Annotated in this window: 21 protein-coding genes and 2 pseudogenes; 14 read left to right on the forward strand and 9 right to left on the reverse strand. The window is 71.0% G+C overall.

The window, feature by feature from the left end; translation table 11 throughout:
• Nucleotides 1-34 precede the first annotated feature (34 nt).
• Together ACZ5XS_RS17755 and ACZ5XS_RS17760 are read left to right on the forward strand one after the other, a co-directional pair.
• Complete coding sequence (locus ACZ5XS_RS17755) at nt 35-1,975, forward strand: S53 family peptidase (protein ID WP_468652242.1); 1,941 nt, start codon at nt 35-37, stop codon at nt 1,973-1,975.
• Between the two features lie 375 nt (nt 1,976-2,350).
• Nucleotides 2,351-4,105 carry an NAD+ synthase gene (locus ACZ5XS_RS17760; protein ID WP_468652243.1) on the forward strand — a complete coding sequence of 585 codons (1,755 nt, stop codon included), beginning with the start codon at nt 2,351-2,353 and terminating at the stop codon, nt 4,103-4,105.
• A 112-nt stretch (nt 4,106-4,217) separates the two neighbouring features.
• On the opposite strand, the gene ACZ5XS_RS17765 is transcribed toward ACZ5XS_RS17760, so the two are convergent.
• The 4 genes from ACZ5XS_RS17765 to ACZ5XS_RS17780 form a co-directional block, all read right to left on the reverse strand.
• Nucleotides 4,218-5,429, reverse strand: a complete 1,212-nt coding sequence (locus ACZ5XS_RS17765; protein WP_468652245.1) for an MFS transporter — start codon at nt 5,427-5,429, stop codon at nt 4,218-4,220.
• Nucleotides 5,430-5,529: 100 nt separating this feature from the next.
• Nucleotides 5,530-6,498, reverse strand: coding sequence for an endonuclease/exonuclease/phosphatase family protein (locus ACZ5XS_RS17770; protein WP_468652418.1), 969 nt, complete (start codon nt 6,496-6,498; stop codon nt 5,530-5,532).
• A 276-nt stretch (nt 6,499-6,774) separates the two neighbouring features.
• A complete protein-coding gene (locus tag ACZ5XS_RS17775; protein ID WP_468652247.1) occupies nt 6,775-7,419 on the reverse strand; it encodes a TetR/AcrR family transcriptional regulator in 645 nt (214 codons plus the stop codon).
• Nucleotides 7,420-7,486: 67 nt separating this feature from the next.
• Complete coding sequence (locus ACZ5XS_RS17780) at nt 7,487-9,049, reverse strand: MFS transporter (RefSeq protein WP_468652249.1); 1,563 nt, start codon at nt 9,047-9,049, stop codon at nt 7,487-7,489.
• A gap of 214 nt (nt 9,050-9,263) precedes the next feature.
• On the opposite strand from ACZ5XS_RS17780, the gene panB reads away from it, so the two are divergent.
• The 3 genes from panB to ACZ5XS_RS17795 all read left to right on the forward strand — a co-directional run bounded on the left by panB (nt 9,264) and on the right by ACZ5XS_RS17795 (nt 12,212).
• A complete protein-coding gene (gene panB, locus ACZ5XS_RS17785) occupies nt 9,264-10,139 on the forward strand; it encodes a 3-methyl-2-oxobutanoate hydroxymethyltransferase (protein WP_468652251.1) in 876 nt (291 codons plus the stop codon).
• A 229-nt stretch (nt 10,140-10,368) separates the two neighbouring features.
• A complete protein-coding gene (locus ACZ5XS_RS17790) occupies nt 10,369-11,394 on the forward strand; it encodes an ATP-binding cassette domain-containing protein (protein WP_468652253.1) in 1,026 nt (341 codons plus the stop codon).
• Nucleotides 11,391-12,212, forward strand: a complete 822-nt coding sequence (locus tag ACZ5XS_RS17795; RefSeq protein WP_468652255.1) for an ABC transporter permease — start codon at nt 11,391-11,393, stop codon at nt 12,210-12,212. The genes ACZ5XS_RS17790 and ACZ5XS_RS17795 overlap by 4 nt, the downstream gene beginning before the upstream one ends.
• A gap of 29 nt (nt 12,213-12,241) precedes the next feature.
• Here ACZ5XS_RS17795 and ACZ5XS_RS17800 read toward each other — a convergent pair whose 3' ends face one another.
• Nucleotides 12,242-15,628, reverse strand: a complete 3,387-nt coding sequence (locus ACZ5XS_RS17800; protein ID WP_468652257.1) for an AfsR/SARP family transcriptional regulator — start codon at nt 15,626-15,628, stop codon at nt 12,242-12,244.
• A 115-nt stretch (nt 15,629-15,743) separates the two neighbouring features.
• Here ACZ5XS_RS17800 and ACZ5XS_RS17805 point away from each other — a divergent pair.
• The 3 genes and pseudogenes from ACZ5XS_RS17805 to ACZ5XS_RS17815 form a co-directional block, all read left to right on the forward strand.
• Nucleotides 15,744-16,130: pseudogene (locus tag ACZ5XS_RS17805) on the forward strand (recombinase family protein); the annotation flags it as partial.
• 191 nt (nt 16,131-16,321) lie between these two features.
• Nucleotides 16,322-17,146 carry a recombinase family protein gene (locus tag ACZ5XS_RS17810; protein ID WP_468652259.1) on the forward strand — a complete coding sequence of 275 codons (825 nt, stop codon included), beginning with the start codon at nt 16,322-16,324 and terminating at the stop codon, nt 17,144-17,146.
• A 138-nt stretch (nt 17,147-17,284) separates the two neighbouring features.
• Nucleotides 17,285-18,082: a site-2 protease family protein gene (locus ACZ5XS_RS17815; RefSeq protein WP_468652261.1), complete on the forward strand. Its 798-nt coding sequence runs from the start codon at nt 17,285-17,287 to the stop codon at nt 18,080-18,082.
• Here the strand turns inward: ACZ5XS_RS17815 and ACZ5XS_RS17820 are convergent.
• Both ACZ5XS_RS17820 and npdG read right to left on the reverse strand, forming a co-directional pair.
• Nucleotides 18,072-18,251 (reverse strand): hypothetical protein, encoded by a 180-nt coding sequence (locus ACZ5XS_RS17820; RefSeq protein ID WP_468652262.1) that lies wholly within the window; start codon nt 18,249-18,251, stop codon nt 18,072-18,074. The genes ACZ5XS_RS17815 and ACZ5XS_RS17820 overlap by 11 nt on opposite strands.
• A gap of 68 nt (nt 18,252-18,319) precedes the next feature.
• Nucleotides 18,320-19,024 carry an NADPH-dependent F420 reductase gene (gene npdG, locus ACZ5XS_RS17825; protein ID WP_468652264.1) on the reverse strand — a complete coding sequence of 235 codons (705 nt, stop codon included), beginning with the start codon at nt 19,022-19,024 and terminating at the stop codon, nt 18,320-18,322.
• A gap of 198 nt (nt 19,025-19,222) precedes the next feature.
• Between npdG and ACZ5XS_RS17830 the strand changes: the two genes are divergently transcribed.
• Complete coding sequence (locus ACZ5XS_RS17830) at nt 19,223-19,825, forward strand: phosphoheptose isomerase family protein (protein ID WP_468652266.1); 603 nt, start codon at nt 19,223-19,225, stop codon at nt 19,823-19,825.
• A 60-nt stretch (nt 19,826-19,885) separates the two neighbouring features.
• Here ACZ5XS_RS17830 and ACZ5XS_RS17835 read toward each other — a convergent pair whose 3' ends face one another.
• Entirely contained in the window at nt 19,886-20,116 is a 231-nt protein-coding gene (locus ACZ5XS_RS17835; protein WP_468652268.1) for a hypothetical protein, read from the reverse strand.
• 58 nt (nt 20,117-20,174) lie between these two features.
• Between ACZ5XS_RS17835 and map the strand changes: the two genes are divergently transcribed.
• Nucleotides 20,175-21,032: a type I methionyl aminopeptidase gene (gene map / locus ACZ5XS_RS17840; protein ID WP_468652269.1), complete on the forward strand. Its 858-nt coding sequence runs from the start codon at nt 20,175-20,177 to the stop codon at nt 21,030-21,032.
• A 182-nt stretch (nt 21,033-21,214) separates the two neighbouring features.
• Nucleotides 21,215-21,862 carry a biliverdin-producing heme oxygenase gene (locus ACZ5XS_RS17845; protein ID WP_468652271.1) on the forward strand — a complete coding sequence of 216 codons (648 nt, stop codon included), beginning with the start codon at nt 21,215-21,217 and terminating at the stop codon, nt 21,860-21,862.
• Between the two features lie 3 nt (nt 21,863-21,865).
• Here the strand turns inward: ACZ5XS_RS17845 and ACZ5XS_RS17850 are convergent, their stop codons facing one another.
• Complete coding sequence (locus ACZ5XS_RS17850) at nt 21,866-22,510, reverse strand: PhzF family phenazine biosynthesis protein (protein WP_468652273.1); 645 nt, start codon at nt 22,508-22,510, stop codon at nt 21,866-21,868.
• 101 nt (nt 22,511-22,611) lie between these two features.
• On the opposite strand from ACZ5XS_RS17850, the pseudogene ACZ5XS_RS17855 reads away from it, so the two are divergent.
• The 3 genes and pseudogenes from ACZ5XS_RS17855 to efeB form a co-directional block, all read left to right on the forward strand.
• Nucleotides 22,612-23,006, forward strand: a pseudogene (locus tag ACZ5XS_RS17855) (ATP-binding cassette domain-containing protein); the annotation flags it as partial.
• Nucleotides 23,007-23,193: 187 nt separating this feature from the next.
• Nucleotides 23,194-24,336 carry an iron uptake system protein EfeO gene (gene efeO, locus ACZ5XS_RS17860; protein WP_468652275.1) on the forward strand — a complete coding sequence of 381 codons (1,143 nt, stop codon included), beginning with the start codon at nt 23,194-23,196 and terminating at the stop codon, nt 24,334-24,336.
• Between the two features lie 9 nt (nt 24,337-24,345).
• Nucleotides 24,346-25,599: an iron uptake transporter deferrochelatase/peroxidase subunit gene (efeB, locus tag ACZ5XS_RS17865; protein ID WP_468652277.1), complete on the forward strand. Its 1,254-nt coding sequence runs from the start codon at nt 24,346-24,348 to the stop codon at nt 25,597-25,599.
• Nucleotides 25,600-25,601: the final 2 nt, after the last annotated feature.

The raw sequence follows: 25,601 nt of genomic DNA on the forward strand, positions 1-25,601 counted from the left end.
TGATCCACTCGCGACGAACCGCACAGGGGGTTCCATGAGATCCAACCGCGCCAAGATGCGCGCCGGGGTGAGCATGGCAGCGACACTGCCGATGCTCGCGGGCGCGCTGGCGCTCGGCATACCCGCGGCGCACGCTGCGGGCGGCCCGGGCCGGGACACACTGGCCGGGACCAAGCCCGCGTGGGCCACGGCCAGGGCCGACAAGGGCGCGACCGCCGACAGCAACCAGGTCTCCGCCCGGGTCTACCTCGCGGGCCGGGACGCCGCCGGCCTCGCCGCGTACGCGAAGGCCGTGTCCGACCCGTCCTCCGCGTCGTACGGCAAGTACCTCGGCGCGCAGCAGGCGCAGGCCCGCTTCGGCGCGACCGAGGCGCAGGTCGCGGCGGTGAGGTCCTGGCTGACGTCGGCCGGTCTGAAGGTCACGGGCGTCACGCGGCACTACGTCTCCGTCTCCGGTGACGTGTCCGCCGCCGAGCGGGCCTTCGGCACCCAGCTGCACAACTACGCCAAGGGTGCCAAGATCTACCGCGCGCCCGCCGGAACAGCCTCCGCACCGGACGGCCTGAACGGTGCCGTCCTGACCGTCACCGGCCTGGACAACGCGCCGCACAAGGCGACCCACAGCGACACGCTGCCGCCGCCGGACGCCGTGTTCAAGAACTCCGGGCCGTTCTCCTCGTACTACGGCTCCAACGTGGCGACCACGCTGCCGGACGCCTACGGCGGGAAGATCCCGTACGCCGTCCAGGGCTACACCGGCAAGCAGCTGCGGGCCGCGTACGGCGCGGGCAGCTACACGGGCAAGGGGGTCCGGGTCGCCATCACCGACGCGTACGCCTCCCCGACCATCGCCCACGACGCGGCCACCTACGCGAAGAAGCACGGCGACGCGGCCTACACCAGCGGCCGGCTGCGCCAGGTCCTGCCCAAGAAGTACGCCCACACCGAGGAGTGCGGGGCGGCCGGCTGGTACGGCGAGGAGACCCTCGACGTCGAGGCCGTGCACGCGGTCGCGCCCGCCGCGGACATCACGTACGTCGGCGGCGCGTCCTGCTACGACGACGATCTGCTCGACTCGCTCAGCAAGGTCGTCGACGGGCACCTGGCCGACATCGTGTCCAACTCGTGGGGCAGCATCGAGGCGGCGCAGACGCCGGATCTCGCGGCCGCCTACGACCAGGTCTTCCAGTTCGGCGCGGTCGAGGGCATCGGCTTCTACTTCTCCTCCGGCGACCACGGCGACGAGGTCGCCGACACCGGCACGAAGCAGGTCGACACCCCGGCCAACTCGGCGTGGGTGACCGCGGTCGGCGGCACCTCGCTGGCCGTCGGCAAGGGCGACAAGTACCTGTGGGAGACCGGCTGGGGCACCGAGAAGGCCATGCTGTCCGCGGACGGCAAGAGCTGGACCGACTTCCCCGGCGCGTTCACCTCGGGCGCGGGCGGCGGCACCAGCGCGACGGTCGCCGAGCCGTACTACCAGCAGGGTGTCGTCCCGGCCGCGCTCGCCACGGCCAACAGCGCCGCCGGCAACCGCGTGGTCCCGGACATCTCGGCGATCGCCGACCCCAACACCGGCTTCAAGGTCGGCCAGACGCAGACCTTCCCGGACGGGTCGCAGCAGTACAGCGAGTACCGCATCGGCGGCACCTCGCTGGCCGCGCCGGTCATCGCGGCCGTCCAGGCCCTCGCCCAGCAGGCGCGCGGCGGCAAGGCGATCGGTTTCGCCAACCCGACGATCTACGCGAAGTACGGGACGAAGGCGTACCACGACGTCACGGACAACCCCACGGGCTCCGGTCTCGCGGTGGCCCGCGTCGACTACACCAACAGCTTCGACGCCTCGGGCGGTCTCCTCACCTCGGTGCGCACCCTCGGCGCCGACAGCTCGCTCCAGGCCGTGAAGGGCTACGACGACGTCACCGGCGTGGGAACACCGGCGGGCGGCTACGTGGAGTCGTACCGCCGCCGCTGACCACGGCGGGGCAGCACGGCGCGCCCGCTTCCCGGCACAGTTCGTCGGGAGGCGGGCGCTTTCCTGTCCGGGCCCTTCGACTCAGGCGGTGCCTGCGAGCGAGGGCGAAGGCCAGATTGCTCGCCGCGGCGGCGGTGAACGCGGCGGCGAGCAGGAGCCAGTCGGTCATCGATCCCCTGGTGCGGTGTTCCGGTCGTCGTCGGGTCTCAGTCGTCGGGCCTCAGTCGTAAGGCAGGGGAAGGCGGGCCCGACCGGGTTCGGCAGGAACGGGGACGGTTTCGCTGGGATTGTGCTACCGCGTCGTCGCGGGGAGCGTGAAGCGCCCCACACCCACTCGCCACCCCATCGCGTCGCACTGACGATTACACTGGGCCCGTGCCTCAACTACGTCTCGCCCTGAACCAGATCGACTCACGCGTCGGTGACCTCGCCGGGAACACCGAGACGATCCTCCGCTGGACCCGGCACTCCGCCGAGCAGGGAGCGCATCTCGTGGCGTTCCCCGAGATGGCCCTGACCGGGTATCCCGTCGAGGACCTGGCCCTGCGCTCGTCCTTCGTGGAGGCGTCCCGCGCGGCCCTGCGCGGCCTCGCCGCACGGCTCGCCGAGGAGGGTTTCGGGGAGCTGCCGGTGGTCGTCGGCTACCTCGACCGGTCCGAGTCCGCCCAGCCGCGGTTCGGCCAGCCCGTCGGCGCGCCCCGCAACGCGGGGGCGGTGCTGCACCGCGGCGAGGTGGTCCTGAACTACGCCAAGCACCACCTGCCGAACTACGGCGTCTTCGACGAGTTCCGCTACTTCGTGCAGGGCGACACCATGCCGGTCGTGCGCGTGCACGGCATCGACGTGGCCCTCGCCATCTGCGAGGACCTGTGGCAGGACGGCGGCCGTGTCCCGGCGGCGCGCTCCGCCGAGGCCGGGCTGCTGCTGTCGATCAACGCCTCGCCGTACGAGCGCGACAAGGACGACACCCGCCTGGAACTGGTCCGCAAGCGCGCCCAGGAGGCGGGCTGCACCACCGCCTACCTCGCCATGATGGGCGGGCAGGACGAGCTGGTCTTCGACGGCGACTCGATCGTCGTCGACAAGAACGGCGAGGTCGTCGCGCGGGCGCCGCAGTTCGCGGAGGGCTGCGTGGTGCTGGACCTCGACCTGCCGGCCGCGTCGGCCGACGCGCCCACGGGGGTCGTGGACGACGGGCTGCGCATCGAGCGGGTGGTGCTGTCCGAGGACCCCCTGCCGGCCTACGAGCCGGAACTCGCGGGAGGTTACGCGGACCGTCTCGACGACGCCGAGGAGATCTACTCCGCGCTGGTCGTGGGCCTGCGGGCGTACGTGGCGAAGAACGGCTTCACGTCGGTCCTGATCGGCATGTCCGGCGGTATCGACTCGGCGCTGGTCGCGGCGATCGCGTGCGACGCGGTGGGCGCGCAGAACGTGTACGGCGTGTCGATGCCGTCGAAGTACTCCTCCGAGCACTCGAAGGGGGACGCGGCGGAGATGGCCCGGCGGACGGGGCTGAACTTCCGTACCGTGCCGATCGAGCCGATGTTCGACGCGTACATGGGCTCGCTGGGGCTGTCCGGGCTCGCGGAGGAGAACCTCCAGTCCCGGCTGCGGGGCACGATGCTGATGGCGATCTCCAACCAGGAGGGCCACATCGTGCTCGCGCCCGGCAACAAGTCGGAGCTGGCGGTGGGGTACTCGACGCTGTACGGCGACTCGGTGGGCGCGTACGGGCCCATCAAGGACGTGTACAAGACGTGGATCTTCCGGCTGGCCCAGTGGCGCAACGAGGCGGCGGCCGGGCGGGGCCAGACCCCGCCCATCCCGGAGAACTCGATCACCAAGCCGCCGAGCGCGGAGCTGCGGCCGGGGCAGGTCGACACGGACTCGCTGCCGGACTATCCGGTGCTGGACGGGATCCTCGAGCTGTACGTCGACCGGGACCAGGGCGCCGACGCGATCGTGGCCGCCGGGTACGACCGGGAGCTGGTCGTGAAGACACTGCGGATGGTCGACACCGCGGAGTACAAGCGGCGGCAGTATCCGCCGGGTACGAAGATCTCGGCGAAGGGGTTCGGCAAGGACCGCCGGCTGCCGATCACCAACGGCTGGCGCGAGTCGGTCTGACGGTTCGCCCACCTCTTGTCCGACCGAGTCGGGTGGTGGGTGGGCGAAGGCCGGGGGGCCAGGGGGCGGAGCCCCCTGGCACGGGAGCGGAGGGGCGGCGCCCCTTGCACGTTTACGACCGCACCGGCTCCGACACGCCCGGCACGTGCGTCGCGACCAGCCGCCCCCGAGGGGCGACCCGTCGCCGGTCCACCACGGCCGCCGTGGCCGCGACGACCAGGCCCAGGACAGCCAGTGCCGCCCCGGCGATCGCCGGAGACGTCACGCCGAAGCCCGCGGCCAGTGCGACACCCCCGATCCACGCACCCCCGGCGTTGGCCAGGTTGAACGCGGCCTGGTTCGCGGACGAGGCCAGCGCAGGGGCGGCCGACGCCTTCTCCATCACCATCAGTTGCAGGGGCGAGCCGGTCACGAACGCCGCCATGCCGAGCAGCGCGACGGCCGGCCCGGCGCTCCACTCCGCGCTCATCAGCAGCGGGAACAGCGCCAGCACGGCCACCAGAGCGGTGAGCCCGCCGAACAGCGTGCCCCGCAGGGAGTGGTCGGCGAGCCGTCCGCCCAGCAGGTTGCCAGCCGTCGCGCCGACGCCGAACAGCGCGAGCAGCACCGTCACGCTGGAGTCGGCGAAGCCGGCCGCGTCGGTGAGCATCGGCGTGACGTAGCTGTACGCGGCGAACAGGGCGCCGAAGCCGGCGACGGTCGTACCGAGCGCCAGCCAGACCGGCAGGGAGCGCAGGGCGGCGAGCTCGCCTCGGATGCCGGCGCGCGGGGCGTGGGCGTCGTCGTGGGGGATGAGCCGGGCCAGGGCCGCGATCGCCACCAGGCCGATCGCGCTGACGCCGAGGAAGGTCGCCCGCCAGCCCATCTGCTGCCCCATGAGGGTGGCGACGGGAACGCCCGCGATGTTGGCGACCGTGAGGCCGAGGAACATCATGGACACCGAGCGGGCCTTGCGCTCCGGCGCGACCATCGCCGTGGCGACGACGGCACCCACGCCGAAGAAGGCACCGTGCGGGAGGCCGCTGAGGAAGCGGGCCGCCAGGAGCCAGTGGTGGTCGGGGGCGAAGGCGGACAGCGCGTTGCCGGCCACGAACAGGGCCATCAGACCGATCAGGACCTTGCGGCGGGACATGCGCGCGGTGACCGCGGCGAGCAGCGGGGCGCCGACGACGACGCCCAGCGCGTAGGCCGAGACCAGGTGGCCGGCCTCGGGGAGGGAGATGTTCAGGTCGTCCGCGACATCGGGCAGCAGGCCCATCATCACGAATTCGGTCGTACCGATGCCGAAGGCGCCCACGGCGAGGGCGAGCAGGGCCACGGGCATGAAGAAAACCATTGCCTTTCAGGGGAGAGCGGAGTTCCGTACCAGCGTATGTTCAGTTACGGAACAAAGACGCCCGCCCCCGGTATTCCGGCAGGTCGGATCAGTTCGACGTGGCGACGTTCACACGCGCGGCCACCGGAAGGTGGTCGCTTCCGGTCTCCGGCAGCGCCCAGGAGCTCTCCGGCTCGACGCCCTTCACCAGGATCTGGTCGATCCGCGCCATCGGGAACGACGCCGGCCAGCTGAACCCGAAGCCACTGCCCGCCGCGCCCTGCGTGGAGCGCAGCTGGGAGGTGACGGCGTTGAGCGCGCGGTCGTTCATGGTGCCGTTCAGGTCACCGAGCAGCACGACCCTGGTCAGCCTCTCGTCGGCGATGGCCTCGCCGAGCGCGTCGGCGCTCTTGTCGCGCTGCCGGGCCGTGAACCCGGCCTCCACCTTCACCCGTACCGACGGCAGGTGGGCGACGTACACCGCGACCTGCCCGGCGGGCGCGGTCACCGTGGCGCGCATGGCGCGCGTCCAGCCCAGCTTGATGTCGACGGGCTTGACGCCGGTCAGCGGGTACTTGCTCCACAGCCCGACCGTGCCCTGCACCGAGTGGTACCGGTACGTCGACGCCAGGGCCTTCTCGTACGTCGGGACCGCCCCCTCCGTCAGCTCCTCCAGGGCGACCACGTCCGCGCCGGAGGCGGCCACGTCGCGGGCGGTGCCGGCGGGGTCGGGGTTGTCGGCGTTGACGTTGTGCGTGGCCACGGTGAGGTCGCCGCCGGTGGCGGCCTTGTCGGTGAGGAGGCTGCCGAAGATGTTGAACCAGACGGCCGACAGGAGCAGCACCGCGACCAGGGCGGTCGCCGACTTCCGCACGAGAGCGAGGACCAGCAGCACCGGCACCGCGAGACCCAGCCAGGGCAGGAAGGTCTCGATGAGGCTGCCGAGGTTGCCGACGCGGTTGGGGATCTGCGCGTGCAGCAGCATGATCAGGGCGGCCAGGACCGCGAGCCCGGCGACGACGAGGCCACGGCGCCAGACCCGCCGGTCACCGCGCCAGCCGGCGCCGAGGCGGTTCATCAGGCGCCGGAACCGGGCTCCCCGGCGCTCGGGTCCCGAGCCTCCGTTGTCCGTTTCCGTCATGTACGCCTGCTGCGCCATACCGTTGCCTCACTGCCTGCCGTGCACACCGTTCGCCCCCCGTGTCCTACGACCCTAGGGGATGATCCGCCCTGTTCCTGCCGTCCCGCGACGGCCGTACGGGCACGAGGACGTACGAGCGGGCGCACGGAGTTCCGGTGGCCTGCGGGGAAAGCGCCCTCTGTGACGAAACGCGCACACGTGGCCGGACCAGCCCTACGGCGACGGCGAACTGACGGGCGGTGAACTGACGGGCCGTAGCCCTTCGAGCACCGTGTCGACGATCTGTTCGGACAGGCCGGCCGGGAGTTCGGCGTCCGGCCGCATGACGGTGCGGAAGAGCATGGGGCTGGTGAACATGTCGTTCATCAGCTCGACGTCGACGTCCGTGCGCAGTTCGCCGTCGCGCTGTCCGCGGCGCAGCAGCTCGATCTGGCGCCGGCGCCGCGGCTCGACGACGGTGGCGTGGTACGCCGTCCAGACTTTCGGGCTGCTCTTCATCTGGGCGTAGACGTTGTGCAGGAGCGCCGACGACCGGGTCATCAGCCCGCGCTGGCGCAATTGTTCGAGGAGGGCCACGAGGTCGTCGCGCAGCGACGTGCCGGGGAGTTCCGGGTCCGGTGGCTCCGCCGTGCGCACGACGTCGACGAAGAGTTCCTCCTTGCCGCTCCAGCGCCGGTAGATGGTGGCCTTGCCGACGCCGGCGGTACGGGCGATGCGCTCGATGGACAGTTCGGCGAGCGGTACGCCCTCTTCCAGGAGCCGCATCACGCCCTCGACGATGGCGCGCTCCACGGCCTCGCTGCGCGGCCGGCCCTTGGCGGGGCCGTCTCTGCGAGGCCGGCTTTCGGCAAGGCTCACGTTGTCCCGTCCCTTCGGTCGCCCTGGGGGGATTCTCCCCCACCGCCTGCCCGCCCCAGGACGAGCCCTACTCCGCCGACACCAACTCCTGCTCCTCCTCGCCCTCCTGGCGCGCCGGCTCCTTCCCCGGCAGGAACAGCGCCACGGTCACCGCGCCGATCACCGCGACGCCCGCTCCCCACAGCGCGGTGACGTGCATGGCGTGCAGGAACGCGTCGTTGGCCGGGCCGATGAGCGCGTCGCCCCTGGGGCCGAGCTTCGCGGCGACGCCCAGGGTCGCCTCGATGGACTCCCCGGCGGTGTGGCGCAGGCCCGCGGGCACCGCGCCGAGCCGGTCCTCGATGCCGCCGCGGTACGCCGTCGACAGCACCGAGCCGAGGACGGCGATGCCCAGTGCGCCGCCGACCTGGCGGAAGGTGTTGCTGAGCGCGGAGGCGGAGCCGGCCTTCTCGCGGGGCAGGGTCTGCATGATCACGACGCTGACCGGGGTCATGATGTGCGCCATGCCGGTGCCCATCAGGAAGAAGATCACCTCGAGGATCCAGATCGGGGTGTCCGCCTCCAGCGTGGCGAAGGCGGCCAGCATCGCCGCGATGACCACCAGGCCGGCCGTGGTGGTGGCCTTGTAGCCGAAGCGGTCGACGACCAGCCGGGCGCGCGGCGCGAAGATCATCTGGGCGGCGGCCAGCGGCAGCAACAGCAGACCGGTCTGGAGCGGCGAGTAGCCGCGCACGCTCTGGGTGTAGAAGACCGAGAAGAAGGTCACGCCCATCAGGGCGAAGAAGACCAGCGCGATGGCGGCGATCGCGGCGGAGAAGACCTTGTTCTTGAAGTACGTGACGTCGACGGACGGATGGTCACTGCGCTTTTCGAACACCACGAAGGCGACGAGGACCAGGACTCCGGCGGCGATGGTCGCCAGGACGGTGGCGTCGGTGAAGTCGGCCTTCTGGCCGCCCTTGATGATGCCGTAGACGAGCAGGACGAGGCCGACGACCGACAGGGCGACGCCGACGGGGTCGAGCCGGCCCGGGTTCGGGTCGCGGGAGTCGGGCACCAGCCAGAGCATGAGGGCGACCACGACGACCACGATCGGCACGTTGATGAGGAAGACCGAGCCCCACCAGAAGTGGTCGAGCAGGATGCCGCCGGTGATCGGGCCGATGGCGATGGCGAGGCCCACGCCGCCCGCCCAGATCCCGATGGCCTTGGGCTGCTCCTCGCGCTCGAAGACGTTCATCAGGACGGCGAGGGTGGCCGGCATCACGAAGGCGGCACCGAGACCCATCAGCGCGCGGAAGGCGATCAGCTCGCCCGGCGTGCCGGAGGAGGCGGCGAGGGCGGAGCCGATGCCGAACACGACGAGCCCGCCGAGCAGCACCTTCTTGCGGCCGAGGCGGTCGCCGAGCAGACCGGCACTGAACAGCAGGCCGGCGAAGACCAGGGTGTAGGCGTTGATCGCCCACTCCAGTTCGCCCTGGGTGGCGCCCAGGCCGGTCGGGGCGGGGGTCGAGATCGCCTTGATGGCGACGTTCAGGATCGAGTTGTCGAGCACCACGATCAGCAGGCTCAGCATCAGGACGCCGAGGATCGCCCAGCGGCGCCGGTGAACCGTGGCAGGAGTTGTCATGGTTTCGAGGCTAACGATTTACGATACGAGACGGTACCGTATCGGAATTTCTTTACCGTGTTCTTACGTACGCCGCCGTCACAGGTCCTGCACAGATCGTGCGCACGCGGGGATCACATGGGGGTCCCCTGGCCCTCTCCGGCACGAGGTGCCACCATGGACGTGGTCCGGGGACGCCGTCAGGGCGCCTCGAGATGACGAAGGAGCCGTTGCAATGACGCAGCTTTCGGCTGCCCAGCCTGCGCAGCAGAACACCTCCGACGGCAGCAAGACGCTGTACGGGGGCAAGGGCACGCGCCGTATCACCGTGCGCGACATCGCCGCCGCCAAGGAGCGCGGCGAGAAGTGGCCCATGCTCACCGCCTACGACGCGATGACCGCGTCCGTCTTCGACGAGGCCGGCATCCCGGTCATGCTGGTCGGGGACTCGGCGGGCAACTGTCACCTCGGGTACGAGACCACCGTGCCCGTCACCCTCGACGAGATGACCATGCTCTCCGCGGCGGTCGTACGGGGCACACAGCGCGCCCTGATCGTCGGCGACCTGCCCTTCGGCTCCTACCAGGAGGGTCCGGTGCAGGCGCTGCGCTCGGCGACCCGGCTGGTGAAGGAGGCCGGGGTCGGGGCCGTGAAGCTGGAGGGCGGCGAACGCTCGCACCGGCAGATCGAACTGCTGGTGGAGTCCGGGATCCCCGTGATGGCCCACATCGGGCTGACCCCGCAGTCCGTGAACTCCATGGGCTACCGCGTCCAGGGCCGCGGCGAGGAAGCCGCCCAGCAGTTGCTGCGGGACGCGAAGGCCGTGCAGGACGCGGGTGCGTTCGCGGTGGTCCTCGAACTGGTCCCGGCGGAGCTGGCGGCCGAGGTCACGCGCGTGCTGCACATTCCGACGGTCGGCATCGGCGCGGGACCGGACACCGACGCCCAGGTGCTGGTGTGGACCGACATGCTCGGGCTGACCGGTGGGCGGATGCCGAAGTTCGTGAAGCAGTACGCGAACCTGCGTGAGGTCATGGGGAACGCGGCCAAGGCGTTCGCGGAGGACGTCGTCGGCGGAACGTTCCCGCTGGAGGAGCACTCGGTGCACTGACCCGAGCTGAGCCATTGCGGCACCACAGGCAGCCCGCCGATCTTCCCCCGTCGGCGGGCTGCTGCCGCACTCGGCTCCGACCGCCCCCAGACCCCCGCCGCGTCCACCCACCTCTCGGCCGGCCGAGAGGTGCACCAACAAATTCAGTCGTCGGTGGCTGTCGGTGGCTGTCGGTGGCTGTCGGCGGACTGTCGGTCGTTTGTCGGTGGGCCCTGACAACGTCGTCCCCATGACGCGAACCGACAAGAACCCCAGTGGCGCGGGCAGCGCCGTGACCGTACGGGGGATGGTCAAGCACTACGGCGAGACCAAGGCGCTGGACGGGGTCGACCTGGACGTGCGCGAAGGCACCGTGATGGGTGTGCTCGGGCCGAACGGGGCCGGGAAGACCACCCTCGTGCGGATCCTGTCCACCCTCATCCAGCCCGACGCCGGCCGGGCGACCGTCGCCGGCTACGACGTCGTACGGCAGCCCCGGCAGCTGCGCCGGGTGATCGGGCTGACCGGACAGTACGCCTCCGTGGACGAGAAGCTCCCCGGCTGGGAGAACCTCTACATGATCGGCCGGCTCCTCGACCTGCCCCGCAAGGACGCCCGCGCGCGGGCCGACGAACTGCTGGAGCGGTTCTCGCTCACCGAGGCGGCCAAGCGGCCCGCGGCGACGTACTCGGGCGGCATGCGGCGGCGGCTCGACCTGGCCGCGTCGCTGATCGGACACCCGGCCGTGCTCTACCTGGACGAACCGACGACCGGTCTCGACCCGCGTACCCGCAACGAGGTGTGGGACGAGGTCAAGCGGATGGTCGGCGACGGCGTCACCGTCCTGCTCACCACCCAGTACATGGAGGAGGCCGAGCAGCTCGCCTCCGAGCTGACGGTCGTCGACCGCGGCAAGGTGATCGCGAACGGCGCCATCGAGGAGCTGAAGGCGAAGGTCGGCGGCCGTACCCTGCGCATCCGCCCACTCGACCCGCTGCAGCTGCGGCCGCTCGCCGCCTACCTCGACGAGCTGGGCATCACCGGCCTCGCGTCCACCACCGTGGACGCCGAACGCGGTGCCGCCCTCGTCCCGATCCTCAGCGACGAGCAGCTGACCGCCGTGGTCGGCGCGGTCACCGCGCGCGGCATCACGCTCTCCTCCATCAGCACCGAACTGCCCAGCCTGGACGAGGTGTTCCTGTCCCTCACCGGCCACCGTGCCAGTGCCCCGCAGGAGGCCGCGCCCGCCGACGACCGCCAGGAGGTCGCCGTATGAGCGCCACCGCACTCGCCCCCACCGACCTCGGGCCGGACGCCCGGATCCCGCTGCGCGGCCACCTGCGCCACACCGGCGCGCTGGTCCGCCGCAATCTGCTGTGGATCCGCCAGGACCCGGAGTCGATGTTCGACGCCATCCTGTTCCCGGTCGTCTTCACGCTGCTGTTCGTGTACGTCTTCGGCGGCTCCATCGGGCAGTCGCTCGGCGGCGGCCAGGACGCGTACGTGCAGTACGTCGTGCCCGGCCTGATGGCCATGATGGGCATGAACATGGCCCAGGGGGTCGGCACGGGCTTCAACCAGGACTTCAACACCGGTGTCATGGACCGCTTCCGGTCCCTGCCGATCGGGCGCGGCTCGGTGCTGTTCGCCAAGATCGCGGTCGAGCTGATGCGGATGCTGTTCGCGACCGGGGTCCTGATGGTCGTCGGCGTGCTGGTGGGCTTCGACATCACCAACTGGACCGGTCTGCTCGCCTCCGTGGGGCTGTCCGCCGTCTTCGGCACCGCCCTGATGTGGGTCTTCCTCACCCTGGGCGTGGTGATGAAGAACGCGCAGTCCGTGCAGGCCATGGGCTTCCTGGTGCTGATGCCGCTGCAGTTCGGCTCGTCGATCTTCGCGCCGACGCAGTCGATGCCGGGCTGGCTGCAGAACTTCACCGACTACAACCCGCTGTCCTCGCTCGCGGACGCGGCACGCGGACTGATGGTGGGCGGTCCGGCCGCGCACGACGTGTGGGTGACCCTCGCCTGGTCGGCGGCGATCACCGCGGTGATGGCGCCGGTCGCGATCCACAAGTTCCGGACCAAGGTCTGACCCGGCGCCCACGGCACGGGCGGTGCGCGTCAGACCAGGGCGGCGGCCTCCGCGAAGGAGAGGCCGCCGCCCTCGGCGTACGCCGCCTCGTACGCCTCGTCGTCGAGCGCGGCGCGGGTCCGCGCCACGGCTCGGTCCAGGACCTCGCGCTCCATGCCGGACCGGGCGTGGCGGGGCGGCAGCAGGGCCGCGGCGGCGCCGAGGCATCGGGCGGCGTCACGGGCGCGGCGCCCGCCGTCGGCACCGGCGAGGGCCATCGCGGCGATGACCAGGTAGCCGGAGCGCATGTGCGGCGCGATGGCCAGGGACAGGGGGTCGTCGCCCCGCTCCAGGGCCTGCCGGACCTTGGTGAGGGCCTGCTCGTACCGGCCGTCGAGGGTGTCCGCCCAGGCCTCCGCCCCGAGGATGAACGCGTCGAAGACGACAAAGTGGGAGATGTTGAACTCCTCGCGCAGCAGCCGGAGTTGCTCGCGGGCCTCCGGCACCCGGTCGGTCATGCCGAGCCAGGCCGCCAGGAAGAGCCGGGCGGCGGCCATCGCATCCTGACCGGCACCGTCCTGGCTGACGATCACCTCCCGCAGCAGGCGCTCGCCGCGCTCGGCGTCACCGGCGTCACCGGCCTCCAGCAGCGCACTGCCCAGGCGGGCGGTGAGCACGGCCACCTGGGCGCGGGCACCGATGCGTTCGGCGTGCTCGATCGCGGCCTCGTAGTCGGCCGCGGCGAGCCGGTACTCACCCTGTCGCTCATGGGCCTCGCCGCGGGCGGAGAGGGCCTCGGCCGTGCCCCACAGGTCCCCGAGGCGCCGGTAGATCTCCAGCGACTCGTCGGCGTCACGGGTCGCGTCGCCCGCCCAGTCGGTGCGGTTGGCGAGCAGGTTGGCGCGCATATGGAGGCCGGCGGCGAGCTCCCATTCGAAGCCGGGCGCGCTGCGGCAGGTGTCGACGGTGGCGTCGATGACCTCGCGCAGCCGCGCCACGTCGCCGGTCATCATCACGGCGAAGAAACAGAAGGACCCGGGGATGCGGCAGCTCTGCGGCATGCCGGGCTCGTAGGTCCCGGCGATGACACGCAGCTTCTCCTTCGCCCGCGGGGTCTGCCATGCGTCCAACTCCGTGTCCATGCAGGCGAGATGGACGAGGTGGGCGCCACGCCTGGCCTCTTCGAGGACCTCACCGGTCCACGGCATCGGCACGTCCGTGCAGCGCTCCCACACCGGGGCGGCGCGGCGTCCGGGCGGGGCGAAGGGGTCGGGGCCGAGGGTCTGGGCCTCGCGGGACCAGTTGCGGGCCACCAGGCGCAGGTCGCGCATCTGCCAGTACCAGGCCATCGACAGCACCAGGCACAGCACCTCCTGCTCGTCGCGCGCGGCGACGGCGCGTTGCAGGGCGGCGCGGATGTTCTCGCTCTCCCGCTCCAGCCGCCCGATGGCGGCGAGTTGGCCGGAGCCGCGCAGCAACGGGTCGGTGGCGCGGGCGAGTTCGCGGTAGTACGTCAGATGCGCGCGCTCGGCGTCGTCGCGGTCACCGGCCTCGTCGAGCCGTTCACCCGCGTACTCGCCGACGGTCTCCAGGAGCCGGTAGCGCATGCCGTCGTCGCCCGAAGGCGCGGCCACGACAAGGGACTTGTCGACGAGCGAGCCGAGCGCGTCGAAGGCGGCGGGGCCGCAGAGGGCCTCGGCGGCGGCCAGGTCGCAGCCGCCGGCGAAGACGGACAGCCGCCGCAGCACGTCCCGCTCGCCCTCGTCGAGCAGTTCCCAGGACCAGTCGACGACCGCCCTGAGCGTCTGCTGGCGGGGCAGGACGGTACGGCTGCCGGAGGTGAGCAGACGGAAACGGTCGTCGAGCCGGTCGGCGATCTGACGCGGGGTGAGCATCCGCAGCCGGGCGGCGGCGAGTTCGATGGCGAGAGGCAGCCCGTCGAGGCGCCGGCAGATCTCGGCGCAGACGTCGGGATCGTCCTCCACCCGGAAGCCGGGCCGGGCGGCGGCCCCGCGCTCGGCGAACAGCCGCAGCGCGACCGGCTCCGGCAGCGGTTCCACAGGGCGCACCAACTCTCCCGGTACGCCGAGGGGTTCACGGCTGGTGGCCAGCACCGTCAGACCGGGGCAGCGCTCCAGCAACTCCTCGACCAGCCGGGCGGCGGCCTCGACGACGTGCTCGCAGTTGTCGAGGATCAGCAGCATCCGGCGCCTGCCGCAGCGCTCGGCGAGCCGCTCGACGGGGTCGTCGTGCCGCTCGCCCCCGGCCCGCATGGCCTCGGCCCCGGCGCCGTACAGCACGGTCTCCCGCGCCCCCACGGCGGTCAGCACGGCCTCCGGTACGGCGGCCGGGTCGTCCACCGGCGCGAGCTCGGCCAGCCACACCCCGTCCCCCGCCGACTCCCCCACAGCCTCGGCGGCCTCCTGCGAGAGCCGCGTCTTCCCCGCGCCACCGGGCCCGAGCAGCGTCACGAGCCGGGCGACGCCGAGATCCCCCCGGATGGCGTCGATGTCGCCCTCCCGACCGACGAAGGAGGTGAGACGGGCACGGAGGTTGCCGGGGGGCGGGGGTACGGGGCTGGTCAGTGGTCCGCCGGGGGTGTGGACTGTCGCCCCACGGCCGGCCAAGCCCTGCGCGCCACCCCCGGCGATCCCGGCGCCTCTGTCAGCCGTGCGGGACGTCCCGGTCGCAGGCGCGCCGGAGCCGTCGGGTCGCAGCAACTCGCCGTGCAGCGCCCTCAGTTCCGGGCCCGGGTCCACGCCGAGCCGCTCCGCCAGCAGCTGTCGTACGGCCTCGTAGGCGCCCAGTGCCTCCGCCGTGCGGCCGGCGTCGCGCAGGGCGCGAAGGCGCAGGGACTGGAGGGGTTCGTCCAGGGGGTGGGTGTCGCACAGGGCGGTCAGTTCGGGCAGGGACTGTTCGGCGTGGCCGAGGGCGAGGGCGGCGGTGTGGCGGGCGCGCAGGGCGTCGAGGTGCCGGGCCTGGCGGCGGGCCGCCTCGGCGGTGCGGTCGGGCAGATCGGCGAGGACGGGACCGCGCCACAGGGTGAGGGCGTCGTCGAGGACGACGGCCGCCTTCGCGGGGTCGCCGTCGGCCAGCGCCCGCGTGCCCTCGCCGACCAGCCGCTCGAAACGGTGCAGGTCGACGTCGTCGGGCGCGGCGGTGAGACGGTAGCCGCCGTCCACCGAGGCGATCGCGGCCGCACCGAGCGCCCGGCGCAGCCGCCCGACCAGCGCCTGCAGCGCGCCCGTCGCGTCGGCGGGCGGGTCGCCGTCCCCCCACACCTCCTCGACCAGAAGCCCCGCGGGCACGGTCCGGCCGGCCCGCAGCGCCAGCACGGTCAACAGCGCACGCAGCCGCGCCCCGCCTACGGGGACGCTCGCGCCGTCGGGGCGGAGTGCCTGGGTGGTGCCGAGGATGCGGTAGCGCACGGGGTCCATTCTCGCTTGCCCGATGGTTCCTGGGGATCTCCCTAGCACGACCCCCCCACCCCCAAGGGGTTAACCGCCGAAAGTCTAAGAAACTTAGATACAGACCAAGTTAACCTCCGATTCCATGGAAAGATCTCCAAGGGCGCTCATTACCGTCCGGCTCACCATCGAGACGGAATCGTCGACCAGCCCCGAACGGCAGGTCGCAGAGTGCACGTCGTTCTGTGAGCGGCGCGGCTGGAAGGTGATCGGTGTCGCCAGAGATCTCTCTGTCTCTGCCACCGCAGTGCCACCGTGGAAGCGTCCGGAACTATCCCAATGGCTGGATGATCGTGCCCCCGAATTCGACGTCGTCGTCTTCTGGCGCCTCGATCGGTTCGTTCGCCGAGTCGGTGACCTGCACCGGATGATCGAGTGGGCTGAGAGCCATGGGGACAAGGGGTTGGTGTCCGCCACCGAGCCGTTCGATCTCACGAGTCCGACGGGAAAAGCGACAGCCACCATGATTGCCACTTTTGCTCAGATGGAAGCGAACGCCGCCGCCGAGCGTGTTGCCTCGGCGCGTGCGCACCTCCTCACATCCACGCGGTGGGGCGGGAGTTCACCACCCTTCGGCTATCGCACCTACGCGAGAGACGGCGCCCGATACCTGGAGGTCAGTCCGGAGACGGCGGCCATCGTCCGGGAAGCCGCTCACGTGTCATGGACGGCGAATCACTCAACGCCATCTGTCGAGACTTCGAAGAGCGGGGGGTCCCCTCCCCTGCGGATACATATCAGCGCAACAAGTCGGGCAAGGACTTCGTCTGGCATCCCCGCACGCTGAAGGGGATCCTCACCTCCCCCACCCTGCTGGGCTGGAAGACACGCAGTGAGGATGTTCCCGGCAAAAAATACAAGAAGCGCGTCCTGGTCCACGATCAACATGGCCATCCCGTTCGCGTCGCCGAAGGGGTGCTGGGCCAGGAGGCATTCGACCGTCTTCAGGACGTCCTGGCCGAGTCCGCCTCCGCGACCGGCCGCCGTTCAGCCGCGCCCAGGACGCCGCTCCTGGACGTGATCAAGTGCGGTGGGTGCGGCAAGAACCTTCAGCTGCACACGACCCGGAAACGTCGCCAGGACGGGACTTACCGGATCACCGAGAAGATCCGTTGCCTGTCACGCGTCGGCTCCCCGGCCTGCCCTGGCTACGTTTTCCTGCCCGACGAGGAGATCGTCACGCCAGTGCGGGGGATGCTGGCCCACGCAGTCGGAGATGTTCCCGTCGCCCGCCGGGAATACGTCCAACGGGCAAGGGCCAAGGGCGAGGCCACGCATCCGTCACGCGATGCCGACGAAGATCACTGGCGGTTCGTCCCGCTCGGTACAACCTTCGGCGAGCGGTGGCGGACTCTGGGCATCGCAGAGATCGGCGAGGATCTGATCCGTGCCGGCATCACGATCAGATGTCACCCACGCGAACGCGGCGGCCACGTCCTGGGGATTCCCGAAGACTTCCAGGAACGGCTAGCGAAGTTCCTGGCGTAGCCGAGCTCTCACGAGGCATGTGCACAACCTCACGACGGTCTTCTCCCGGAAACTCACAGCCTCGCGAAACGTTGTCCCCACGTCACCGTTACGGTCGAGGCTTCCCAGATCGGCCGCCACCTCCCAGGAGCCCTGCCCATGACCACGATTTCTCGCGCGAGCAACCAGCGGGTCAGCCCTGTGTTCCTCGGAATCCTCGCTGTCACAGCGGTGACCGGCTGGGCCACCTGGACCGGCTTCGCCGAGCAGCCCGGTCTGGCCGTGTTCCTGTTCGTGACCGCCGCGTGGATCGTCTCCCTCTGTCTGCACGAATACGCCCATGCTCGCACCGCCCTGCACAGCGGTGACATCACCGTGGGCGCGAAGGGCTACCTGACCCTCAATCCTCTCGCCTATACACACGCCCTGCTGAGCATCGTGCTCCCCGTGATCTTCGTGATCATGGGCGGCATCGGTCTTCCCGGCGGTGCCGTCTTCATCGAGCGGGGCCGGATCCAGGGCCGCTGGCGGCACAGCCTGATCTCGGCGTCCGGTCCGCTGACGAACGTCCTGTTCGCGATCGTCTGCACGGCCCCGTTCTGGCTGGACGCCCTGGACGGCGTCCCGCGCGACTTCCGGTTCGCCCTCGCCTTCCTCGCCCTGCTCCAGGTCACCGCGGCGATCCTGAACTTCCTGCCGGTTCCGGGCCTGGACGGCTACGGCATCCTCGAGCCCTGGCTGTCGTACAACGTCAAGCGCCAGGTGGAGCCGTTCGCGCCCTTCGGCCTGCTGTTCGTGTTCGCGCTGCTGTGGCTGCCCGCGGTCAACGGCGTGTTCTTCGACGTGGTCGACTCGATCCTGAAGAGCCTCGGGATCAGCGACTTCGACAGCTACTGCGGGCAGGAGCTGTTCCGCTTCTGGCAGGGCACGAACGAGTTCTGCCAGGTCAGTCAGTGACGGACTTGCGGACCTGCGCGCGCTTCACGTAGTACCAGCACATGTTGGACGACAGTCCCGCCATGAGCACCCACACGATCCCCAGAAAGCTGCCCTGGACGAAGGAGACGACCGCCGCGGCCACGGCGAGGACGCAGACGGCGAGGGCGTAGAGGGCGAGGCGGGGCATGGGGTGGATCTCCTGTCGGGGGGCACTGCGCTGCTGTACCGAACAGTGTCCCCCATACCCCCGTGCCCTCACACGTCGGTGATACGGAGTCCCGCGTGCGCCTTGTACCGGCGGTTCACGGAGATCAGGTTCGCGACCAGCGACTCCACCTGGTGGGCGTTGCGCAGTCGCCCGGCGAAGATGCCGCGCATGCCGGGGATACGGCCGGCCAGCGCCTGGACGATCTCCACGTCGGCGCGTACCTCTCCCAGCACCATCACGTCGGTGTCGATCTCGTCGACTTCCGGGTCCTGGAGCAGGACCGCCGACAGGTGGTGGAAGGCGGCCGTCACCCGTGAGTCCGGCAGCAGGGCGGCGGCCTGCTCGGCGGCACTGCCCTCCTCCGGCTTCAGCGCGTACGCGCCCTTCTTGTCGAAGCCGAGCGGGTTGACGCAGTCCACGACGAGCTTGCCCGCCAGTTCCTCGCCCAGCGACTCCAGGGTCTTGCCGTGGCCGTCCCACGGCACGGCGACGATCACGATGTCGCTGCGCCGGGCGGTCTCGGCGTTGTCGGCGCCCTCGACGCCGTGGCCGAGCTCATCGGCGGCGGCCCGGGCACGGTCCGCGGCCCGCGAGCCGATGATCACCTTCTGGCCGGCCTTGGCGAGCCGGTAGGCGAGGCCCTTGCCCTGCGGGCCGGTGCCGCCGAGCACGCCGACGACGAGTCCGGAGACGTCGGGCAGGTCCCAGGGGTCCTTGGCGGGGGCCTTCTGTGCACTGTCGGTAGAGGTCATGGCCCGACTTTACGTCCGCCTTGCCCACGGCGAAGTCTCAGGTGGGCGGCATCACGGGAGCTACCGGTGGGACGAGGGGCCGCCCTGGCCGGAACCGGAACACGCCGACCGGACAGCGGGCCCGTTCTGTACCCGAGTCGGGCGAATTCGGGGTGAACCGGGTGCCGGAGGGCGCCGGTTGCGGCAGGATGCGGTCGCATGGATGCCGTACGGGTCGCGTTGCTGCGCGAAGTGCTCGCCGGAACCGAGTGGTTGGGGGCCACGCGGCGGTTCGCGGGGGCGCTGCGGGGGTCCGTGGTGTCGCACGGGGGCGGACTGCTGCTCGTGGGCACGGCTCGGTACGAGCCGTGGCATCTCGCGGCCCACCTGGTGGACGAGGCGGCGTGGTCGGGGACGCCGGAGCTGGCCCCGACCCTCGTCCGGCACGACGCGCGGGCGTCCGACCCCGCGCATCTGTCGGTCGGGCCGGGGCGGTTGGCCGCGGCGCGGCGGGGGGAAACGTTGCTGGTCGTGTCTCCCGACGGGCCGGGTGCTCCGCTGCTGGAGCGGGTGCACGACGCGCGGCGGGCCGGGGCGACGGTGCTGGCGCTGGGCGACGGCGGGGGCGAGCTGACGGCGATGGCGCACGAGTCGCTTGCCGTGCCCGACGGGGCGGAACTGGACCTGGACAGCGTGCAGCACCTGGTGAGCGCGGCGGCCGGCGAGAACTCCCTGCCGACGCCGCGCGGTCACCGCCGCTTGCGCGACCGCCTCTCCAGGCTGGCGGACGAGCTCACGGCACCGCCCCCCGCCCGCTGGTGACCTCCACCGGCCGGGCGGGGCACGGACCCGGCACAGGGCACGGACCCAGGCTCGATCCGCTCAGTCGTCGTCCCGGTTGGCCGCCGGGGCGTCGTGCCACTTGGGGTCGTTCTCCCATTCGAGGTTGCGCTCGCGGGCCGTCGCCATCGCGTGCTCGGCCTCCTTGCGGGTGGCGTACGGCCCGAACCGGTCCTTGGCGGGGCACTCCGGCCCCTCCTCGACCTTCTGGTGCTGCAGGCAGTAGTACCACTCGCCCGGTTTGCCGACCGTCCGCTTCTTGAACAGGGCCATGACCAGCTCCTCTCGCCACCGACATGTTCCCCCATGGCCGCTGGTTAGACTCGCTGGCATGTCTGGCCAGTCGCTGCTCGTCCCAGGGGAGCTGTCCCCCACCCGTTCCGTGCCCGGAAACATCCGCCGCCCCGAGTACGTCGGCAAGCCCGCGCCGACGCCGTACACCGGCCCGGAGGTGCAGACGCCCGAGACGATCGAGGCGATGCGCGTTGCCGGCCGGATCGCCGCTCGGGCGATGGCGGAGGCCGCGAAGCTGATCGCGCCGGGTGTCACCACCGACGAGCTGGACAAGGTGGCGCACGACTACATGTGCGACCACGGCGCCTACCCGTCGACGCTGGGCTACCGCGGCTTCCCCAAGTCCCTGTGCACGTCCGTCAACGAGGTCATCTGCCACGGCATCCCCGACTCGACGGTCCTGGCCGACGGCGACATCGTCAACCTGGACGTGACGGCGTACATCGGCGGGGTGCACGGCGACAACAACGCCACGTACCTGGTGGGGGACGTCGACGAGGAGAGCCGGCTGCTGGTGGAGCGGACCCGGGAGTCCCTCGAGCGCGCGATCAAGGCGGTCAAGCCGGGCCGGCAGATCAACATCATCGGGCGGGTCATCGAGTCGTACGCGAAGAGGTTCGGGTACGGGGTGGTGCGGGACTTCACCGGCCACGGGATCAACTCGTCGTTCCACTCCGGGCTGATCATCCCGCACTACGACAGCCCGCACGCGACGACCGTGATCCAGCCCGGCATGACGTTCACGATCGAGCCGATGCTGACCCTCGGGACCCACGAGTACGACATGTGGGACGACGGGTGGACGGTCGTGACGAAGGACCGCAAGCGCACGGCCCAGTTCGAGCACACGCTGGTGGTGACGGAGACGGGCGCGGAGGTCCTGACCCTGCCGTAGCCCCGTCGCAGGACCGCGGCAGGACCGCGGCAGCCCTGCGCAGCCCTGCCGCTCGCCCGAGCCCGCTCTCTTCGGAGGGCGAGCTTCCTGCATGTGGGGCCCGGCTTTTCCGGGTACGGTTTTACCGACAGAGAGTCGGCAAAGCATTGACTTAGGTTGCCTAACCATAGGAAATCGGGGCCATGGACTCCTTCTCGACACTCATCCGCACCGCCTCCCATGAGCAGCACGAGGAGGCGAACACCTCGACGTTCATCAGCGACCTGCTCGGCGGCGGACTCGGCGTCGACGCGTACGCGCGCTACACCGAGCAGCTGTGGTTCGTGTACGAGGCGCTGGAGAGCGGGGCCGAGAAGCTGGCGTCGGACCCGGTGGCGGGGCCCTTCGTCCGGCCCGAGCTGTTCCGGCTGACCGCGCTGGAGCGGGACCTCGCGCATCTGCGCGGCCCGGACTGGCGGGCGCGGATGTCCGCGCTGCCGGCGACGGGGGCGTACGTCGAGCGGGTGCGGGAGTGCGTCGAGCAGTGGCCGGCCGGCTACATCGCCCACCACTACACGCGCTACCTCGGCGACCTGTCCGGCGGCCAGATCATCCGCGACAAGGCGGAGACGACCTGGGGCTTCGCGCAGAAGGGGGACGGCGTCCGTTTCTACGTCTTCGAGGAGATCTCCAACCCGGCCGCGTTCAAGCGGGGTTACCGCGGGCTGCTGGACGCCGTCGACGCGGACGATCTGGAGAGGCAGCGGATCGTGGCGGAGTGCCGGAAGGCGTTCGCCCTGAACATCGGCGTCCTCCGGGCACTCGGGGACGAGTTTCCGCTGAGCGCCTGACCGTCAGCGCTCCAGGAAGACCCGCCCGCCGACCTCCACCCAGCCCCCCGGCTGCGGAGCCGTGAGGATCTGCGAGCCCGCGCCCTGCGTGATGTTCAGGGCGCGGCCCAGCCGGTCCGTGAGCAGGAGTGCCGCCGCGCCCGTCGCCTCGTCCTCCTCGATGCCGTCGTCCCGGCCGGGGAAGGCGCGGGCGCGGACGCGTCCGGCCGCCTCGTCCTCCCAGGCCCAGGCGTAGATCCACTCCCCCTTCGGCGGGACCGGCAGGTCGTCGACCTCCGCCGCCGTGGGGTACTGGCGCAGCGTGCGCGGCGGCACCCACTCCGCCAGCGCCTCGATCCAGCTGAACTCGCCGTCCAGACGGGTGCCCACCACCCCGGCCGGGGTGACCAGTTCGGGCACGTCGAGCAGCCAGGCCGCACCGACGCAGGGGTGGCCGGCGAAGGGCAGGCGCAGGGTGGGCGTGTAGATGTCGATGACGCCGCGCTCGGGGTCGTCGACGAACACGGTCTCGCTGAAGCCCAGCTTTCCGGCGAACGCCTGCCGTTCGCCGGGGTCGGGCAGCAGGGAGCCCTCGCGGACGACACCGAGTTCGTTGCCGTATCCGCCGTTCGCTCCGCAGAAGACACGGAGCACGTCGTAGTCAGTCACGCGGGGCATTGTGCCCTGAGTGGCTCGGCGATCCCACAGGAGAATGCCATGACCGTACTGGACAAGGCGGTTGACCAGGCGCCGCGCCGATCGGGGACGCCCGGTCGGCGGCGCTGTCCTTCCCCTTCCGGGTCGAGGACGTCGTCCGCATGGGCCGGGCGCCCTGGGCCGCGCTCGGCGCGCAGGACGACGACGTGGTCGTGGCCGAGGCGATGGCCGCGACCGAGGTGACCGCCTTCGCCCTGTGGCCGTTCTCCGCGCTCGGCGGCGGCGAGCGGGCCGGGGACGCCGTGGTGGTGGTCCTGCACGACCTGGGTCTCGCGGCTGCCTACGCGCACCGGGTGGCGATCCTGCACGCAGGCCGGGTGGCCGCCGAGGGGCCGCCCGCCGAGGTGGTCTCCGACCGGCTGCTGACGGAGGTCACGACCAGCCGGTCGAGGTGCTTCCGCATCCACGCACGGGAGAGGTCCTGGTGACTCCGCGCCGGGATGCTTGACCGGTTCTTGACCTGTTCCTGAGATCCAGTTTTGGCCACCGTGATCAGGTCGTGCTCATAGGGCGTCCGTGAGAGCTGAATCACCGCTTGAGGGGGTCGAACACGGGAAAACCTTAGGTACGTTAGGCTAGCCTCACCTTATGTGAGGCGCGTCACGCGTATTTTTCGGCCATTCCCTGGAGCCCGCATGCGAGCCGTCAGATTCTCCGCTCTCACCGCTGCCGCCACCGCGGCGGCCCTCGCCGCCGTCACCGGCTGCACCGAGAAGGGCAGTTCGGGGAGCAGCGACCGGGTCATCGAGGTGACGGCGACGGACGACAAGTGCGAGGTGTCGAAGACGGAGTTCCCGGCCGGCCACGTGGAGCTCGCCATCGAGAACAAGGGCTCCAAGGTCACCGAGGTCTACGTCCTGTTCCCGGACGACCGGATCGTGACCGAGCGCGAGAACATAGGCCCCGGCACGAAGCAGCGGGTCACCGCCGAGGTGAAGGCGGGCGACTACCAGATCGCCTGCAAGCCCGGCATGAAGGGCGACGGCATCCGCCAGGACGTCAAGGCCACCGGCGGCACGGTCGCCAAGCGCGACCCGCGCCTCGACAAGGCCGTCGCCTCCTACCGCGCGTACGTGCAGGCGCAGGCCGACGAGACGCTGCCGCTCGCCGAGACCTTCGCCAAGGCGGTCAAGGACGGCGACCTGGAGGCCGCCAAGAAGGCCTACGCGACCTCCCGCATCGGCTGGGAGCGGACCGAGCCGGTCGCCGAGTCGTTCGGCGACATCGACCCGAAGGTCGACGTCCGCGCGGACGGCCTGGAGGAGGGCCAGGAGTTCACCGGCTGGCACCGCCTGGAGAAGGCGCTCTGGCAGGACAAGAAGATCGGCGCCGCGGAGAAGACCTTCGCCGACCAGCTGATCACCGACCTCAAGGACTGGCAGAAGCGGGTCGGCAAGGCCGACATCACCCCGACGTCCATGGCCAACGGCGCCAAGGAACTCCTCGACGAGGTCGCCACCGGCAAGGTCACCGGCGAGGAGGAGCGCTACTCGCACACCGACCTCGTCGACTTCAAGGCCAACGTCGAGGGCGCCGAGAAGTCGTACGCGCTGCTGAAGCCGGTGGCGAAGGAGAACGACGCCGCGCTGGTCACCGAGCTGGACAAGCAGTTCGCCGCGCTGAACACGCTGCTCGACAAGTACCGGGCCAACACGTCGTCGTACGACTTCACCTCCTACGACAAGGTCGGCGACGCCGACCGCAAGGAGCTGTCGGACGGCGTCAACGCGCTCGCGGAACCGCTGTCCAAGCTCGCCGCCGCCGTCGTCGTGAAGTAGGGGCGGGCCATGACCGACGACTCCGCACAGGCCGCGGTTCCCTCCCGGCGCGCGCTGATCGGCTGGGGCGGTGCCGGGCTGGCGCTCGGTGCCGTCGCGGCCGGCGGCACGGTCGCGATGACGAACGCCGGCGACGACGCCGACCCGGCCGGCGCCTCGACGGGCGCCGCGATCGCCTTCCACGGCACCCATCAGGCGGGCATCTCGACACCCGTCCAGGACCGGCTGCACTTCGCCGCGTTCGACGTGACCACCGACGACCGCGCCGCCTTCGTGCAGATGCTGAAGGACTGGACCGAGGCCGCGCGGCAGCTGACCGCCGGGCACGCGGTCGGCGAGGGCGCGTACGGCGGTCTCCCCGAGGCCCCGCCGGACGACACCGGCGAGGCGCTGGGGCTGAAGCCGTCGCGGCTGACCCTGACGATCGGGTTCGGGCCGTCGCTGTTCGAGAGGTTCGGGCTCCAGGACAAGCGGCCCGACGCCCTGATCGACCTCCCCCAGTTCGCCGGCGACAACCTCGACAGGAACCGCAGCGGCGGCGACCTGTGCATCCAGGCGTGCGCGGACGACCCCCAGGTCGCCGTGCACGCGATCCGCAACCTCGCCCGGATCGGCTTCGGCAAGGTCGTCATCCGCTGGTCGCAGCTCGGCTTCGGCAAGACCTCGTCCACCACGCCCGACGCGCAGACCCCGCGCAACCTGATGGGCTTCAAGGACGGCACCCGCAACATCGCGGGCACGGAGACCGACCGCCTGGAGAAGTTCGTCTGGGTGGACCGGAAGGACGGTCCCGACTGGATGGCCGGCGGCTCCTACCTCGTCGCCCGCCGCATCCGCATGCACATCGAGACCTGGGACCGCACCTCGCTGCAGGAGCAGGAGGACATCTTCGGCCGCGACAAGGGCGAGGGCGCCCCGGTCGGCAAGGCGAGGGAACGCGACGAGCCGTTCCTGAAGGCGATGCTGCCCGACGCGCACGTGCGGCTCGCGCACCCCGACTCCAACCACGGGGCGACCCTTCTGCGCCGCGGCTACTCCTTCACCGACGGCACCGACGGTCTCGGCCGTCTCGACGCCGGTCTGTTCTTCCTGGCCTACCAGCGGGACGTCCGCAAGGGCTTCGTCCAGATCCAGCGCAACCTGGCCACGGACACCCTCAACGAGTACATCCAGCACGTGGGTTCCGCGGTGTTCGCGGTCCCGCCCGGCGTCCGCGGCAAGGACGACTGGTGGGGCAGCACCCTGCTGACCGAGGAGGCCTGAGC

It is taken from the genome of Streptomyces sp. NPDC033131 (assembly GCF_055578365.1).

Coding starts and splice junctions, on each gene's coding strand:
- ACZ5XS_RS17755 (WP_468652242.1), top strand. CDS start 35: ATGAGATCCAACCGCGCCAAGATGCGCGCCGGGGTGAGCATGGCAGCG.
- npdG (WP_468652264.1), bottom strand. CDS start 19,024: ATGACCTCTACCGACAGTGCACAGAAGGCCCCCGCCAAGGACCCCTGG.
- ACZ5XS_RS17765 (WP_468652245.1), bottom strand. CDS start 5,429: ATGCCCGTGGCCCTGCTCGCCCTCGCCGTGGGCGCCTTCGGCATCGGT.
- ACZ5XS_RS17845 (WP_468652271.1), top strand. CDS start 21,215: ATGGACTCCTTCTCGACACTCATCCGCACCGCCTCCCATGAGCAGCAC.
- efeB (WP_468652277.1), top strand. CDS start 24,346: ATGACCGACGACTCCGCACAGGCCGCGGTTCCCTCCCGGCGCGCGCTG.
- ACZ5XS_RS17820 (WP_468652262.1), bottom strand. CDS start 18,251: ATGCCCCGCCTCGCCCTCTACGCCCTCGCCGTCTGCGTCCTCGCCGTG.
- ACZ5XS_RS17830 (WP_468652266.1), top strand. CDS start 19,223: ATGGATGCCGTACGGGTCGCGTTGCTGCGCGAAGTGCTCGCCGGAACC.
- ACZ5XS_RS17835 (WP_468652268.1), bottom strand. CDS start 20,116: ATGGCCCTGTTCAAGAAGCGGACGGTCGGCAAACCGGGCGAGTGGTAC.
- map (WP_468652269.1), top strand. CDS start 20,175: ATGTCTGGCCAGTCGCTGCTCGTCCCAGGGGAGCTGTCCCCCACCCGT.
- ACZ5XS_RS17795 (WP_468652255.1), top strand. CDS start 11,391: ATGAGCGCCACCGCACTCGCCCCCACCGACCTCGGGCCGGACGCCCGG.
- ACZ5XS_RS17790 (WP_468652253.1), top strand. CDS start 10,369: ATGACGCGAACCGACAAGAACCCCAGTGGCGCGGGCAGCGCCGTGACC.
- ACZ5XS_RS17810 (WP_468652259.1), top strand. CDS start 16,322: ATGGACGGCGAATCACTCAACGCCATCTGTCGAGACTTCGAAGAGCGG.
- efeO (WP_468652275.1), top strand. CDS start 23,194: ATGCGAGCCGTCAGATTCTCCGCTCTCACCGCTGCCGCCACCGCGGCG.
- panB (WP_468652251.1), top strand. CDS start 9,264: ATGACGCAGCTTTCGGCTGCCCAGCCTGCGCAGCAGAACACCTCCGAC.
- ACZ5XS_RS17780 (WP_468652249.1), bottom strand. CDS start 9,049: ATGACAACTCCTGCCACGGTTCACCGGCGCCGCTGGGCGATCCTCGGC.
- ACZ5XS_RS17770 (WP_468652418.1), bottom strand. CDS start 6,498: ATGAACCGCCTCGGCGCCGGCTGGCGCGGTGACCGGCGGGTCTGGCGC.
- ACZ5XS_RS17800 (WP_468652257.1), bottom strand. CDS start 15,628: ATGGACCCCGTGCGCTACCGCATCCTCGGCACCACCCAGGCACTCCGC.
- ACZ5XS_RS17815 (WP_468652261.1), top strand. CDS start 17,285: ATGACCACGATTTCTCGCGCGAGCAACCAGCGGGTCAGCCCTGTGTTC.